We start from the raw sequence: 14072 nt of genomic DNA, 5'->3' as shown, positions 1-14072 counted from the left end.
CATGTTAAAAAGGCTTTCCGGAAAGCGCCGTGAACCAAGGCGCCGCCGCGCATTTTCTTCTGCCTTCCAATGCCCAAGAACCTGCCCCATCCGAACGAACCCCGGCCCAAGCGCCCGCGCGAGATCGCGCCGGGCGCAGCCGCGGCATCGAGAAAAGCGCCGCCGACACAAGAAGAACTGTCGGCAGCGCTCAAACGCGATGGTCTCGCCGGGCTCGGCGCGCTGCGCGAATCGCTTGAGGCGCAGGCGGCGGTGCGCAAGTCCCAGCGCAAGGCCGCAATGGCGGCGGAGCGCGAAGCACTCGCCGACGCCGACGTGTTCCGCCGTGCTATCGGCGAAGTCGAGCCGCTGAAGGCGCCGCCCCGCATGACGCTGCCGCGCGTGCCGCCTTCGCCCTTGCCGCTGCAGACGCGCCTTGACGAAGAAGCAGTGCTGCACGAGGCGCTCTCCGACGAATACGATCCCGAAAGCCTGCTCGATACCGACGACTCACTCTCCTATTGCCGCCACGGCGTTCGTGAGGAGGTGGTGAGAAAGCTCCGGCGCGGCGCGTGGATCGTGCAGGCGCAGCTCGACCTGCATGGCATGCGGCGCGAGGAAGCGCGCAAGGCGTTGTCGGAGTTCATCCGGGAATCGGCGAAACGCGGCCTGCGCTGCCTGCGCGTGATTCACGGCAAGGGACTGGGTTCGATCGGCCGCGAACCGGTGCTCAAAGGCAAGGTTCGCGCGTGGCTCGTGCAGAAAGAGGAAGTGATCGCGTTTTGCCAGGCGCGGCCGCACGATGGCGGCGCGGGCGCCGTACTTGTGCTGCTGAAGCCGGCCGGCTCGCCGCATCATCATGGACATCCGCAAGACCGGGACGCCCGCAGTCATCGCGATCAGCGAAAGAGGCCTTGAAGGTGCATCCCCGGCTTACCCTGGCAATCGCCATCATGGAGGGACTCGCAATCTTCGCGTATGCAATATCGGGGTTGATCGAAGCGAGAAAACGCCGGCTGGACGCGGTCGGCGCCTTTCTGGTCGCGCTCGCGACGGCATTTGGCGGCGGGACCGTGCGCGATGTCCTGCTCTCGCGCCGGCCGTTTTACTGGGTCGAGCACCAGGATTATGTGATCGTTATTTTCGCGTTGGCGCTCACGGCGCCCATGTTCCTGCGCCTGACGACCCGCCTGTTCGATCAGCGGGCATTGCTGGTCGCGGACGCAATCGGCCTTGGTTTGTTCAGCATTTCGGGCACGTCGATCGCACTCGATGCGCAAATGCCCGCATTCACCGCGGCCTTGATGGGCGTGGTGACGGGCGTTTTCGGCGGCATTATACGGGACGTGCTGTGCAACGAAGTTCCGCTGATCCTGCGCGACTCTCGGCCTTATGCCGTATGCGCGTTCGCCGGTTGCTGGCTGTATCTCGGGCTCGATTCCATGGGCGTGCTGGGCGTCTACAACGTGCTGCTTTCGACCGGGTTCATTCTTGTTGCAAGGCTCGTGACGCTGGTGCTGGACGTACGGCTGCCGCATTGAGGGCTTTAAAGCCGGATTCAACTCGCGCTTGAACGTCGCCCAAATGGCTAACGCTTGCCGCCGCAACGTCCAGCACTTGTTGATTTGCTACAATCCAACTTCGATTTTCGGCTTACTTACAGTAATAAGCGCAGAAATAAGCACGGCATTACGCGGTGTCATTGCGTACGTCACCAAGTCAACTCCACCCTCAACGGTCGATCGACCCGCAGACTGAACATGAACATCGAGCAAGCGCGTTTCAACATGATCGAACAGCAAATCCGCCCCTGGGATGTGCTGGACCAGGACGTCCTGAACCTGCTGTCGATCGTCAAGCGTGAAAATTTCGTCCCCGCTGCGTATCGCAACATTGCGTTCGCGGATCTCGAGATTCCGCTGCCGGCTGGCCAGCACATGCTGTTTCCACGCGTCGAAGCGCGTGTATTGCAAGAGCTGGCTGTGAAAAAGCATGAGATCGTGCTCGAAATCGGCGCGGGTTCGGGCTACATGGCAGCGCTGCTCGCCGCGCGCGGCCGCTCGGTGACAACCGTTGAGATTGAACCGGAACTCGCCAAGCTCGCCGAAGACAATCTGGCGGCCAACGGTGTGTCGAATGTACAGGTTGCGCTGGGCGATGGCGCACGCGGCTGGAACCAGGGCGAGACCTACGACATCATTTGCGTGTCGGGCGGTTTGCCGGTCATGCCGCAGGAATTTCTCGATCAACTGAAGATCGGCGGCCGGCTGGCGGCGTTCGTTGGCGGCGCGCCGGTCATGAAAGCGCAGATCATCACGCGTGTTGACGAAAAGCAATTCCGCGTGGCCGATATCTTTGAAACGCTGATCGCGCCGCTCAAGAACGCGGTGCAACCTTCGCGCTTCAAGTTCTGAGTTGTCCGGGAGCGCGTTTTATGAATGCACGCGCTCCCGGTCCCATGCCTTAACTTGCTAAACCTTACGTGACACGTTTGTGCCGGCGGCACAGGCGAGCTGACCTGCTCTCCGACTGCTTGCCCTTTTCACCGGAATCCCATGCAAAATCTGTCCGCACCCGAACTGGCCGAATGGCTCGCCGATTCATCGCGCCCCGCTCCTGTCCTGCTCGACGTCCGCGAACCGTGGGAACTTGAAACGGCCCGGCTGGCCAACGTTGTCGCCATTCCGATGCGCGACATTCCTGCCCGCAGTGAAGAACTGGACGACGAAGCGCAGATCGTCTGCATCTGCCATCACGGCGCCCGCAGCGCGCAAGTGGGCATGTTCCTGGAGTCTCGCGGCTTTACGCAGGTGTTCAACCTGTTCGGCGGTATCGATGCATGGTCGAAGCAAGTCGATCCGGCCGTGCCAACGTACTGATTCGCCGTTCCTTCAGCCTTTTTAGTCACCACGGAATCTCCATGCGGCCGATGTTCGCGCTGGCGCTGTCCAGCCTCAGCGCCGGGCTGGCGTGCTTGCCCGCAATGGCAGTCGGTCTCGACCAGCTCTACGACGAAGCGCTCAACACGGACGCGCAGCTTCAAGGCGCGCGCGCCAGTCTCACCGCCGACAGTGAACAGCTGCCGCAGGCGCGGGCAAAACTGTTGCCGCAACTGTCGGCATCGTTGTCCGCCAATGAGCAGCGCACCGAGTTCGGCGGCGGTTTTCCGGCATCGAACGGCAACAGCAACGGCTTTGTTGTTTCGCTGACTCAACCGCTCATCAACGTCGCAAGCTGGCAGGGCTACCAGCAAGGCCAGATCGCGCTGACATCGGCTCAGGCGCAGTTCGCGGCCGCGCGTCAGGATTTGATCGTGCGGCTCGGGCAGGCTTACTTCGACGCGCTTTCGGCCCAGGATAGTCTCGCGATCGTGCGCTCGCAGAAGGCATCGATTGCGCAGCAGCTCGAATCGGCGAAACATTCCTTCGACGCCGGCAGCGCCACCATCACCGATACCAACGAAGCCCAGGCCAAATACGATCAGGCTGTCTCGCAGGAGATTGCCGCGCAGAACGATCTCGATGTGAAACTGGCTGCGCTGGAGCAGATCGTCGGGCATCCGGTGACGCGCGTGGACGGCCTTGCTCGCGGCGTGACGCTGCCGCCGCCCGTTCCCGCCGACATGCAGCAGTGGGTTGACGCCGCGCGCGATGCCAACTATGACGTCGTGCTCAAGCAACTGGCTGTATCGAATGCTCAGCGTGAGACATTGAAGGCGAAAGCCGGTCACTATCCGTCGCTCGATCTTGTCGCGAGCTATTCCAAGAGCAGTCTGGGCGCTGCGGGCGCGGGCAACTTCGGCGGAAATTTCGGCGGCGGTTTTGGCAGCGGCGCGGGCACCATTGGTCCGGGCATCCCGGCGGCGGCGGCCGAACTGGGCAATTTTGGCGCTTACTACAGCAACGCAACGGTCGGCGTTCAGCTCACCATTCCGCTTTATGAGGGCGGCGCGACGCAAAGCCGCGTGCGGCAAACGCTCGCGCTCGAAGACAAGTCGCAAGCCGACCTGGACCAAGCCCGGCGCTCGGCTGCGTTATCGGCGCGACAGGCATTTTTGGGGGTATCGAGCGGACTTGCTCAGGTTCGCGCGCTCGAAACCGCCGAACGGTCGGCGCGTACGTCGCTTGAGTCGAACTTGCTTGGGTATCAGGTCGGCGTGCGCATCAATATCGACGTGCTCAACGCGCAGGATCAGCTTTTTTCGGCACGCCGCGATCTCGCAAAAGCGCGTTACGACACGCTGATCAATTCGCTGAAATTGAAGGCGTCCACAGCAAGTCTCACCGACAGCGACGTGCTTTCGCTGAACTCGCTGCTCTCTCCGACCGACGACACCGCGCTCACAGCGCTGCCTGTGGTGCCAGCCGTGCCGCATCCGCGCACGGCGAATCCGGCAACTGGCCGGCGTTCCCTGCCTCAATAACCCGCAAGCAATAAAAAAACCGCGAGCCTTCGTGCACGAAGGAGCTCGCGTTTATTCGAAGCGTCAAAAACTCAGACCACGTTCATCGCCAGCGCGCTCTCACGATAATGCTGGCTCGCCTTTTCGCTATCGCCGAGTTGTTCGTGCAAGCGGGCAAGCGCGCGATGCGTGCGGATCTTGAGCGGTTCATTATCGGCGAGTTTCAAGGCCGATTCCAGGAATGCCTGCGCCTTGCCCCATAACTGCTGATGCAGGCACAAACGGCCGAGCGTGAACAGCAGGTCGGCGTCTTCCGTGCGCTCCTTCTGCCACGCTTCGGCACGCTGGATCAGCGGCAATGCGTCGCCCGGAGACGCGCAATCCGGATACCGGCGCAGCAAACGCGCGTCCCAATTGTGGTTCAGCGCTTCCTCGACAATCTTGCGTGCGTCGTTGCGACGGTCCAGCGCGATCAGCAATTCGGCGGCAAGATCGGCCAGACGCGGCGACTGCCGTTCGACCGGAGACAACGACTGCCAGAACTCAAGCAGCGCATCCGGATTGTGCCGGCGATCGCGCAGCAAATTCTCGGCGGCGACCTGACGCAAACGCACCGCGACCGCCGGATGCAGCGCCTCGCGTTTTTCCAGCGTCTTGACCAGTTTCAGCACTTCGCCCCAGTTCTTCAACTGCTGCTGCGCACGCAACGCGATCTGCTGCGCGTGCAACCGGCGGCCGCCCTGCGCCTGCATTTCGGTCAGTGCAACGAGCGCGCCGTCGGCGTCGCGGCCGTCGGCACGCATGTCTGCCGTGGCCATCAAGCGCGCATCCTGCCAGTCGCTGCCCGTCACCTTCGCGAGCCACTCGTCGCGGCGCGCGTACTCGTGCATTTCGTGTGCGGCTTTTGCACCGATCAACCCGGCGGCGCCGACGTTTTCATCGACGGAGAGAGAATCGCGCGCGGACTTTTCCGCTTTCGAGAAACGTCCTGCGTACAAGTGGCCGATCGCATCGCGCAAGGACGCATTTGCCTTTGCAAGCCTCGAGCGCATGCGATACGCCGACACGCGCTGCGGCATTTTCCACACGCTGCGGATGGCGCGCAGCACCGCGTACAGCACGATGAACGTCACCACCAGCGCCACTACGAACAGGTTCAGCGATACATCGACCCGATACGGCGGGATCACGAGCAGCACCTGGCCGCCGTCGAACACGCCGACCAGCGCCAGCGCCGCGGCGGCCGCGAACAGGAGCACAAACCAGATCAGTCCGCGCATTGTCATCATCCGCCTCGCTTGAACTGGTGGACCGCCGCGAGACTCGCGTTCAGGTCGGGCACGGCCACGGCGGTGGATGCGTCGTTGACCTGCTTGATCAGATCGCGCACCGACTTGACCTTGCCCGACGACGCGTCGAAGTATCGGCCGAGCGCGGTATCGGCGGCGTTCAGGTCTGACTTGAGCGCAGGTTCGCTGCGCGACAACAGTGACAAGCGCGCCGACAATAAGCGCAGCTTCACGTTTTCGCGCACGAAATAGCCTTGATCCGGCGAGGCGAGCATGGCGTCGGCGTTATCGATTCGCCGCACCGACACCAGGCTCGACAACTGCTGCCCAATGCCGCCCGCTAGCTGCTGCAGCCACACCTTCCAGCGCGGCTGGTTGGTCGCGGCGGCAATGGCGGCGCTGTCGCCGGGGGTATCGGCGTGTGCGGTCGCGGGCACGATGGCCGCTTCACCAGCGAGCGGCAGACGGTCGATCTGGTCGATGGCGGTATCGAGCTTGATGGCAAGGCCGGTCAGATCGGTGGACGGCGTGGCGTGCAGCTTGTCCATGTCCTGCGCAATGGCCTTGCGGATCGTCACTATCTGCGGCCCCGTGGTCGCGGCAAGACGCGTGTCGGCGCTTTGGAGCGCGAAGAGTGCAAGCTGAACGTTGCCGGTGAGTTGCAATTGCTGGCTGGCGCTCGACAGGATCTGCTCGACTTCGGCGAGCGTCCAGTCGTCGCGATTGCTCGCGAGATCCTGATATTGCTGTTGCAGCGCCTGGCTTTGCGCCTGTGCGTCCGTGAGCTTGCCCTGGAACTGGATGATCTGCGTGTTGATGGCGTTGACCGAACTGGCGGCCTGATCGGCTTGCGCGCGCAGTGCGGCAGTTTGCGCGTCGTTGGCCTGCATGCGCTGCGCGAGTTGCGCATCCCGTTGATCGAACTTGCGGTTGAGCATGAAACCACCCACGCCCGCCACCACCACGATGATCACGAGCACGAGCCAGAGCAGCGCCGTGCCCGCGCCGCCGCGCCGCTGCTTAGGCGGCTGCGATTCATACGGCGTGAACGGCGTATTGGGCGGATTCGACGGCGCCGCCGACGCGGCGGACTTGGGATCGGATTTAGGATCAGGTTTAGAAGCAGCCTTGCTGGAATCGATCGAATCAGTCATGCGTGATTGAGCCGGTTGGTGAGCCGGCGCGGAGGCCGGCCTGGAATCCGTCGGCGCGGACTCCGGGTTGATTTTTTGACCGGACTGGCCGGGTGGCGTTGCCGCCGAGGCCGCGTATCCCTGTTCCTGGCGCTCAGAAACCTTTGCGTCCGGGACTGAAGCCGGGTTCAAGAGCGCACTGAACGCCTGCACGATGCGTTCGTCGCCGGCGCCGGACACCGTAATCCTATCAAAACCCGCCTGCCGCGCGGCTTCGGCAATACGCGGATGCGGCGTGACAAGCGGCACGTGCTTGAGCGTCAGGGTTTCGTCGGCGGTGAGATATTCGCGAGCCAGTTCTTCGAGGTTGCGCACGCCTTCCGAACTGGTGAGCAGCCACGCGTGCGGCTCGCCCGACAGCAGTTCGTGAATGCGCTCCCAGTCGCGCATGGACGGTTCCGGCACGATGCGCGTGTAAGCCGCCACTTTCTCCACGTTCGCGCCCGCATCAACAAGCGTATCCGCGAGCCATTCGCGGCCGCCGTCGCCACGTACTATCAGCACACGTTTGTTCTTGAGGCCATCGGGACCGAAATGCGACATGATCGCCGCGTACAGCGCCTCGGAATCGTAGCGGGGATCGGTCGGCGTTTCGGTGATCGTGGCGTCGGCGCCCGGACTGATGACCGTATAGGCCGGCGCAGCGATACCCTGGCGCGCGAGCGCGGCAACGCTTCCGGGTCCGACCACGCCAAGCGCAACGTGCGTGGGCCACGGCGCACTCAGCGCGGCAAACGCGTGCTGAATCGCGTTCGGCGACACAAATACAACGAGCGCGAATCCGAGTTCGGCAGGCGCGTAAAGCTCGCCCAGCGCGGCTTGAAGCGGGGCGGTATCGGCGGCCGGGCCTATGTCGATGAGCGGAAACTCGAACGGCGCGAAACCGGCGCGTTCGAGCATCGCGATTAATGCAATGGATTGGCCGGACGGACGCGTGATGACAACGGTCGACTGCCGCATTGTCCCCTCGCCCGGTGATTGCGTCGAATCGTGAGCGCTCGCCATCAGTCGACGGGCGAAGCAGCAGGAGGAATGCGCGCGCCGCTCGCCGTGCTCAGCTCGCGGACGATGTCCATTGCGCCTTGCGCTTCGAGTTCCGCCGAAACGCGGGCGCCGAGGTCGAGCGCGGCTTGAACGTCAACATCGGCACCGGCGTCACCGCCGTTCGCCGAGCCCTCGGCGCGAAGTACGCGTGTTCCATCGACCGTCGATACACACCCGCGCAAGTGCAGCGCGCCGCCGCGCCATTCGGCGTAGGCGGCAAGCGGCACTTCGCAACTGCCGCCGAGCGAGCGCGAGACCATGCGCTCCGCTTCGACCGCCGCAGCGGTGGCCGCATGATGCAAGGGCGCAAGCCACGCCGCGAGGTCTTCACGGCCCGCGCGAATCTCGATGCCAAGCGCGCCTTGTCCCGCCGCCGGCAAACTCGTTTCCGGCGACAAATACGCGCGAATCCGCGCTTCAAGCCCGAGCCGGATCAGACCGGCTGCAGCAAGAATGATTGCTGCATAATCGCCGCGATCAAGCTTGGCCAAACGGGTATCAAGATTGCCGCGCAGCGGGCGCACGTCGAGATGAGGAAAATGCATGCGCAGCATGGCTTCGCGGCGCAGGCTCGAGGTTCCCACTATGCTGCCGTGAGGCAAATCGCCAAGCGACGCGAAATGCGACGAGACGAAGGCGTCGCGGGGATCTTCGCGTTCGAGGATGGTGCTGAGCGTGAAGCCGTCGGGCAGTTCCATGGGCACGTCTTTCAGCGAATGCACGGCGAGGTCCGCGCGGCCGTCGGCGAGCGCCGCTTCGAGTTCCTTGACGAAGAGCCCTTTACCGCCGACCTTCGATAAGGTCCGGTCGAGAATCTGATCGCCGCGAGTCGTCAATCCGAGGATTTTGACGTCGCAAGATGGATATAATTTGTGCAGCGCAAACTGCACGTGCTCTGCCTGCCATATGGCTAGACGGCTCTCCCGCGAGGCGATGACCAAGGTACGGGGCGGTGGCGTGGAAGGCGTCTCGGAGTTCATTGCGGGTCAATCGAATGACGGGATGGATAACAAACAATGGTAGCACGCACGCCACAGCCCAATTACAGTCCGAGCCGCGCTGGCGCGACTGAGGGGCCCGGAGCGATGCGGCAGGACGGAGACAGCAGGGCACACGCCGCGGCATGCGGCACGCATCATGGTCGAAGCACGCATTCCCGGGTGCTGATACCGCTGATCGCCCTGGATTTCTCGAGCTTCAGCCGCAACGCCCAGTAACACTGCAAGAGCAGCTTGGCGGAGCACCCGGACGTCGTTTCATGCGCCCGTCCGCACGCTTCCATATTCAGTCTGTGGCTTTAAAGTTGGCTAACAAGAGGAATTCAACGTGACGTCTCCCGGATCGGCGCGCACTGCCCGCCCCCGCCGCAATGCGGTATCGAAGGATGAAGGTTCGTCCGTCAAGGCCATCGCGGCCGATGTACCGTCCGTCGCCAAAGCTTCGAAAACACGTGCTGCCGCCGTCAGGAAGCCCCTTGCGACTGGCGGCTCTGGCGCGCCCAAAACCGCATCGCGCACGCGCGACGACAAGGACTTGCCGCTCTTCGAAGACATCCGCTATCTCGGCCGCCTGCTCGGCGACGTGGTGCGCGAGCAGGAAGGCGACAAAGTGTTCGATGTCGTCGAATCGATTCGTCAGACGGCAGTCAAGTTTCGTCGCGAGGAAGACAGCGAGGCCTCGCAGGCGCTGGACAAGCGTCTGAAATCGCTTTCACCCGAACAGACGGTGAGCGTCGTGCGCGCGTTCAGCTATTTTTCGCATCTGGCGAATATCGCGGAAGACCGGCATCACAACCGGCGCCGGCGAATCCACGCGCTCGCGGGCTCCGCGCCGCAAGCCGGCACCATGGCGTATGCAATCGAGCGGTTGAAGGCGGCGCCGAATGCGTCAACGGCCAAGGCCACGCTGCAGAAGTTCTTCGACGATGCCCTGATCGTGCCCGTCCTGACCGCTCACCCGACCGAAGTTTCGCGCAAGAGCATTCTCGACGCGCAGCACGAGGTCGCGCGGCTGCTTGCCGAACGCGACCAGGAACTGACCGCGCGCGAACGTGCGCACAACGAATCGATGCTGCGCGCCCGCGTCACGTCGCTTTGGCAAACGCGGATGTTGCGCGACGCCCGCCTGAGCGTTGCCGATGAAATCGAGAACGCGCTGTCGTATTACCGCGCGACATTCCTCGAGGAAATTCCTGCGCTTTACGCCGACATAGAAGCCGCGCTCGCCGAGCACGGCCTGCCCGCGCGGTTGCCAGCGTTCCTGCAGATGGGAAGCTGGATTGGCGGGGATCGCGACGGCAATCCGAACGTCACCGCGCCCACGCTTGTCCACGCCATCACGCGCCAGGCCACGGTGATCTTCGAACACTATCTGGAGCAGGTGCATAAGCTCGGCGCGGAATTATCGGTGTCGAACTTGCTGGCCGGCGCGAGCGACGCGCTCAAGAAACTCGCCGATGCCTCCCCGGATTCGTCGCCGCATCGTACCGACGAACCCTACCGGCGCGCGTTGATTGGCGTGTATGCCCGGCTCGTCGCTTCTGCCGACGAGCGTCTGGGCGCGGGCGTGGTTACGGCGCGCAGCCGTCATCCGGCGAAACCGTATGCATCGGCGACGGAATTTGCCGCCGATCTCAACGTGCTGATCGAGTCGCTCGCCGCGCATCATGGCGAGTATTTGTCGGCGCCGCGCCTGTCACCTTTGGCGCGCGCGGCGGAAGTGTTCGGCTTCCATCTGGCGAGTATCGACTTGCGTCAGAGTTCGGACATTCATGAAGCGGTGATTGCAGAATTGCTGGCGCGCGCGGGCGTTCAGGACGATTACGCCGCGCTGCCCGAAGCCGACAAGATTGCGTTGCTGCTCAACGAACTGGCCCAGCCGCGACCGCTGCGGCTGCCCTATTTCGATTATTCGGACCTCGCCCGGAGTGAACTCGGCGTGCTGGAAGCGGCGCGCGTGACGCGCGAGAAATTCGGCACGCGGGCCGTGCGCAACTACATCATTTCGCACACGGAAACCGTCAGCGACTTGCTGGAAGTCATGTTGCTGCAGAAGGAAACTGGTTTGCTGCAAGGGCGTCTTGGCCATGCCAAGGATCCGGCGCACAACGGCCTGATGGTGATTCCGCTGTTCGAAACCATCGCCGACCTGCGCAACGCGCCGCATATCATGGGCGATTTTTTTGCGCTGCCGGGCGTGAGCAAACTGGTCGAACTGCAAGGCGGCGAGCAGGAAGTCATGCTGGGTTATTCCGACAGCAACAAGGACGGCGGTTTTCTTACGTCGAACTGGGAGTTGTATCGGGCGGAACTGGCGCTGGTTGCGTTGTTCAGGCAGCACAAGACCACGCTGCGGCTCTTTCATGGCCGCGGAGGCACGGTCGGGCGCGGCGGTGGTCCGACGTATCAGGCGATCTTGTCGCAGCCGCCGGGTACCGTCGATGGCCAGATCCGCACGACCGAGCAAGGCGAAGTGATTGCCAGCAAGTTCGGCAATCCGGAAATCGGGCGTCGTAATCTGGAGCTTGTGGTTGCGGCCACGCTCGAGGCATCGCTTTTGCCGCACGAAAACACGCCCGCCCAGTTGCCCGCGTTCGAAGCGATCATGCAGACGCTGTCCGATTCGGCGATGGCCGCGTATCGCGCGCTCGTGTACGAGACGCCGGGGTTCAAGGAATACTTTTTCGAATCCACGCCGATTTCAGAGATTGCCGAACTGAACATTGGCAGCCGGCCGGCATCGCGGAAAATCCAGGATCCGAAGCAACGCAAGATCGAGGATCTGCGTGCCATTCCCTGGGGCTTTTCGTGGGGCCAATGCCGTCTGCTTCTTACCGGGTGGTATGGCTTTGGCAGCGCGGTGACGGATTTTCTAGATACCGCGCCCGACGCCGCCGAGCGCAACAAGCGGCTCGCCACGCTCAAGAAGATGCACAAGACCTGGCCGTTTTTCGCGAACCTGCTCTCGAACATGGACATGGTGCTGGCGAAGACCGACATTGCGGTGGCATCGCGCTATGCCCAGCTCGTCACCGATAAAAAGCTTCGCAAGCACGTGTTCGGCCGGATCGTGGCGGAATGGGACCGGACGTCGAACGTGTTGTCGGAGATCACGGGGCACAGCGAACGGCTCGCGAATAACCCGCTGCTCGCGCGCTCGATCAAGAACCGGTTCCCGTATCTGGACCCGCTGAATCACTTGCAGGTGGAATTGCTCAAGCGGCACCGCGCGGGCGATGACAACGTGCGGCTGGGGCGCGGGATTCATTTGACCATTAACGGGATTGCGGCGGGGTTGCGTAACACGGGGTGATTCCTGGGGCGGGTTTGTCCCATGCAAAGCCGGGCGGTTTCGAATCCCACCCGGCTTTTTCGTCACTCCGCTTCCAGCATCAGCGCATCCAGTTCAAACGAACCATCGTCCTGAACCGCGAAATACTGGCGCACTTCGTCGGGCGCGTTTTTCCACAGCGAACGAATCGCCGTCACCCGTTCCGGCGGCGTGCGCATTCTCGCGACCCATGTATCGAATTCAAGCGGCAGGCGCCAGCGGCTGCGAATCTCAGCCTTGAATCCCGCCTGCCCGAATAAAGCCAGCCATTCGTCGCCTCGATAATCCCGGATATGCGAGCCATCGCGCAGCACTTCGACGGCCTGGATATGGGTATCGAGTAACGGATGATCCGCGCCCGCGATGTCCACGAACACCACGCGGCCGCCCGGTTTCAGCACGCGCCGCACTTCCTTGAGCGCGGCGGGCACATCGTGCCAATGATGAGCGCTCATGCGGCTCAACACGCGGTCGAAGGTGGCGTCGGGAAAAGGCAGGCGCTCGGCGCGGCCTCGTTGCGTCGCGATGTTCGCCAGCCCGCGATCTTTCGCCGCCGCGGCAACGGTCGCCAGCATCTGCTCCGCAATGTCATACGCCACCACGTTTTTGGCGTGCGGCGCGACCGCAAAACTCACGTGACCAGCGCCGCAGCCCAGGTCGAGCACGACAGCGTCAGGAACCGCCGCGACTTCGCGCGCCAGTTCCTGCAGGTCAGCGCCGGTTGCGTGAACAGCGCTCGTGAGGTACGCGGCGGCGGTCGAGCCGAAGGCGTCGGCGACCTGATCGTGATGTTTCATGGGTAACTCCAGGTTTTTGTGGGTGTTTTCTCGGCGACTGCAACGCTACAATAAGCGCCGCCTTGTACCGGTACAAGTTGTGCGGTTATTCTGGTATCCAAAGTACCCGAACGTCGGATTGAAACTATTTCAACGTGTGCTCATGACCTTGTCGTCCCCTTCCGTGCCTAACGCCAATACCGCACCGCCGCTCGATGCCACCCCGGCGCGCGCGCTGGGCGACTTTATCCGTGCGCATCGCGAGCGGCTTTCGCCAATGGCGGTCGGCTTGCCGCCCGGTCCGCGCCGCCGCACGCCCGGTTTGCGTCGCGAGGAAGTTGCGCAATTGTGCGGCGTGAGTCCGACCTGGTACACGTGGATCGAGCAGGGACGGCCGGTGTCGGCTTCCGCCGATGCCCTCGCGCGCATCGCCGTGGCATTGCAGCTTTCGCGCGCCGAGCGCGCCTATCTGTTTGAACTCGCCGCCCAGCGCGATCCCGCCGAGCCCGATCCGGCGGCGCAGGACGCGCCTCTATCGCTATTGAAATCCGTGGAATTGATCGATGCCCCCGCCTACGTGCTCGACCGCCAATGGAACGCGCTGCGGTGGAATGTGCAGGCGGCGCAATTGTTTGTCGGCTGGCTTGATGGCGAGCAGGATCGCAACCTGCTTTCGTTCACCTTTACCGGGGTGGGAGCGCAAAGTCTGATCGTGGATTGGGAGACGCGGGCGCGACGGCTGGTGGCCGAGTTCCGGGCCGACTCGATTCGTCATCTGAACGATGCCCCGACACGCGCGCTGATCGATTCACTCAGCGCCGCAAGCGATGCGTTCGCGCGTTTCTGGGCGTCTCAGGATGTGGGCGAGCGCGAAGGCGGCACGCGGGAATTCAACCATCCCACGCGCGGCCGCCTTGTGTACGACCAGATTACGTTCAAGCCCGCGCATCGGGAGGATTTGAAGCTGGTGATGCTGGTGGGCGTTTAAGCAGGAGATTGCCGGGCAGTTTCAAGCGCGGATTCGCGCGCCCGGCGCCAAAAAAATGCCCGGCCTATTGGA

Annotated in this window: 11 protein-coding genes; 7 read left to right on the top strand and 4 right to left on the bottom strand. The window is 63.1% G+C overall.

The genetic code is table 11. From position 1 onward, the window contains the following. Positions 1–69 precede the first annotated feature (69 nt). From AWB64_RS18535 to AWB64_RS18515, 5 genes are all read left to right on the top strand, one after another. Entirely contained in the window at positions 70–897 is an 828-nt protein-coding gene (locus AWB64_RS18535) for a Smr/MutS family protein (RefSeq protein ID WP_060856880.1), read from the top strand. 2 nt (positions 898–899) lie between these two features. Beyond that, the gene (locus tag AWB64_RS18530) at positions 900–1520 is read left to right on the top strand and encodes a trimeric intracellular cation channel family protein (protein WP_060856922.1); all 621 of its coding nucleotides are present in this window, start codon (positions 900–902) and stop codon (positions 1518–1520) included. Positions 1521–1739: 219 nt separating this feature from the next. Next, positions 1740–2393 carry a protein-L-isoaspartate O-methyltransferase family protein gene (locus AWB64_RS18525; RefSeq protein ID WP_060856879.1) on the top strand — a complete coding sequence of 218 codons (654 nt, stop codon included), beginning with the start codon at positions 1740–1742 and terminating at the stop codon, positions 2391–2393. Positions 2394–2534: 141 nt separating this feature from the next. Next, entirely contained in the window at positions 2535–2858 is a 324-nt protein-coding gene (locus AWB64_RS18520) for a rhodanese-like domain-containing protein (protein WP_060856878.1), read from the top strand. A gap of 41 nt (positions 2859–2899) precedes the next feature. Further along, positions 2900–4402, top strand: a complete 1503-nt coding sequence (locus tag AWB64_RS18515) for a TolC family outer membrane protein (protein WP_060856877.1) — start codon at positions 2900–2902, stop codon at positions 4400–4402. 71 nt (positions 4403–4473) lie between these two features. Here AWB64_RS18515 and AWB64_RS18510 read toward each other — a convergent pair whose 3' ends face one another. The 3 genes from AWB64_RS18510 to hemC are packed head-to-tail and all read right to left on the bottom strand — an operon-like array spanning position 4474 to position 8887. After that, the gene (locus AWB64_RS18510; protein WP_060856876.1) at positions 4474–5667 is read right to left on the bottom strand and encodes a heme biosynthesis protein HemY; all 1194 of its coding nucleotides are present in this window, start codon (positions 5665–5667) and stop codon (positions 4474–4476) included. Beyond that, entirely contained in the window at positions 5667–7823 is a 2157-nt protein-coding gene (hemDX, locus tag AWB64_RS18505; RefSeq protein ID WP_060856875.1) for a fused uroporphyrinogen-III synthase HemD/membrane protein HemX, read from the bottom strand. Before hemDX ends, AWB64_RS18510 begins: the two co-directional genes overlap by 1 nt. 44 nt (positions 7824–7867) lie before the next feature. Continuing rightward, positions 7868–8887, bottom strand: a complete 1020-nt coding sequence (hemC, locus tag AWB64_RS18500) for a hydroxymethylbilane synthase (RefSeq protein ID WP_060856874.1) — start codon at positions 8885–8887, stop codon at positions 7868–7870. 346 nt (positions 8888–9233) lie between these two features. On the opposite strand from hemC, the gene ppc reads away from it, so the two are divergent. Continuing rightward, the gene (gene ppc, locus AWB64_RS18495) at positions 9234–12218 is read left to right on the top strand and encodes a phosphoenolpyruvate carboxylase (RefSeq protein WP_060856873.1); all 2985 of its coding nucleotides are present in this window, start codon (positions 9234–9236) and stop codon (positions 12216–12218) included. 62 nt (positions 12219–12280) lie between these two features. Here the strand turns inward: ppc and AWB64_RS18490 are convergent, their stop codons facing one another. Then, the gene (locus tag AWB64_RS18490) at positions 12281–13033 is read right to left on the bottom strand and encodes a class I SAM-dependent methyltransferase (RefSeq protein WP_060856872.1); all 753 of its coding nucleotides are present in this window, start codon (positions 13031–13033) and stop codon (positions 12281–12283) included. Between the two features lie 142 nt (positions 13034–13175). Here AWB64_RS18490 and AWB64_RS18485 point away from each other — a divergent pair, with 142 nt between their 5' ends. Then, positions 13176–14000, top strand: coding sequence for a helix-turn-helix transcriptional regulator (locus tag AWB64_RS18485; protein ID WP_374728632.1), 825 nt, complete (start codon positions 13176–13178; stop codon positions 13998–14000). The last annotated feature ends 72 nt before the right edge of the window (positions 14001–14072 follow it).

The organism is Caballeronia sordidicola (genome assembly GCF_001544455.2).
In the GTDB taxonomy this organism is placed as follows: Bacteria; Pseudomonadota; Gammaproteobacteria; order Burkholderiales; family Burkholderiaceae; genus Caballeronia; species Caballeronia sordidicola.
Note: the sequence above shows the minus strand (reverse complement) of the source record. Positions and strands in the feature narration are given on the sequence as shown.

What these genes read in the sequence shown, in the direction of transcription:
- AWB64_RS18510 (WP_060856876.1), bottom strand. Translation starts at nt 5,667, where the DNA reads ATGACAATGCGCGGACTGATCTGGTTTGTGCTCCTGTTCGCGGCCGCC.
- AWB64_RS18490 (WP_060856872.1), bottom strand. Translation starts at nt 13,033, where the DNA reads ATGAAACATCACGATCAGGTCGCCGACGCCTTCGGCTCGACCGCCGCC.
- AWB64_RS18515 (WP_060856877.1), top strand. Translation starts at nt 2,900, where the DNA reads ATGCGGCCGATGTTCGCGCTGGCGCTGTCCAGCCTCAGCGCCGGGCTG.
- AWB64_RS18535 (WP_060856880.1), top strand. Translation starts at nt 70, where the DNA reads ATGCCCAAGAACCTGCCCCATCCGAACGAACCCCGGCCCAAGCGCCCG.
- AWB64_RS18520 (WP_060856878.1), top strand. Translation starts at nt 2,535, where the DNA reads ATGCAAAATCTGTCCGCACCCGAACTGGCCGAATGGCTCGCCGATTCA.
- hemC (WP_060856874.1), bottom strand. Translation starts at nt 8,887, where the DNA reads ATGAACTCCGAGACGCCTTCCACGCCACCGCCCCGTACCTTGGTCATC.
- AWB64_RS18485 (WP_374728632.1), top strand. Translation starts at nt 13,176, where the DNA reads ATGACCTTGTCGTCCCCTTCCGTGCCTAACGCCAATACCGCACCGCCG.
- hemDX (WP_060856875.1), bottom strand. Translation starts at nt 7,823, where the DNA reads ATGCGGCAGTCGACCGTTGTCATCACGCGTCCGTCCGGCCAATCCATT.
- AWB64_RS18525 (WP_060856879.1), top strand. Translation starts at nt 1,740, where the DNA reads ATGAACATCGAGCAAGCGCGTTTCAACATGATCGAACAGCAAATCCGC.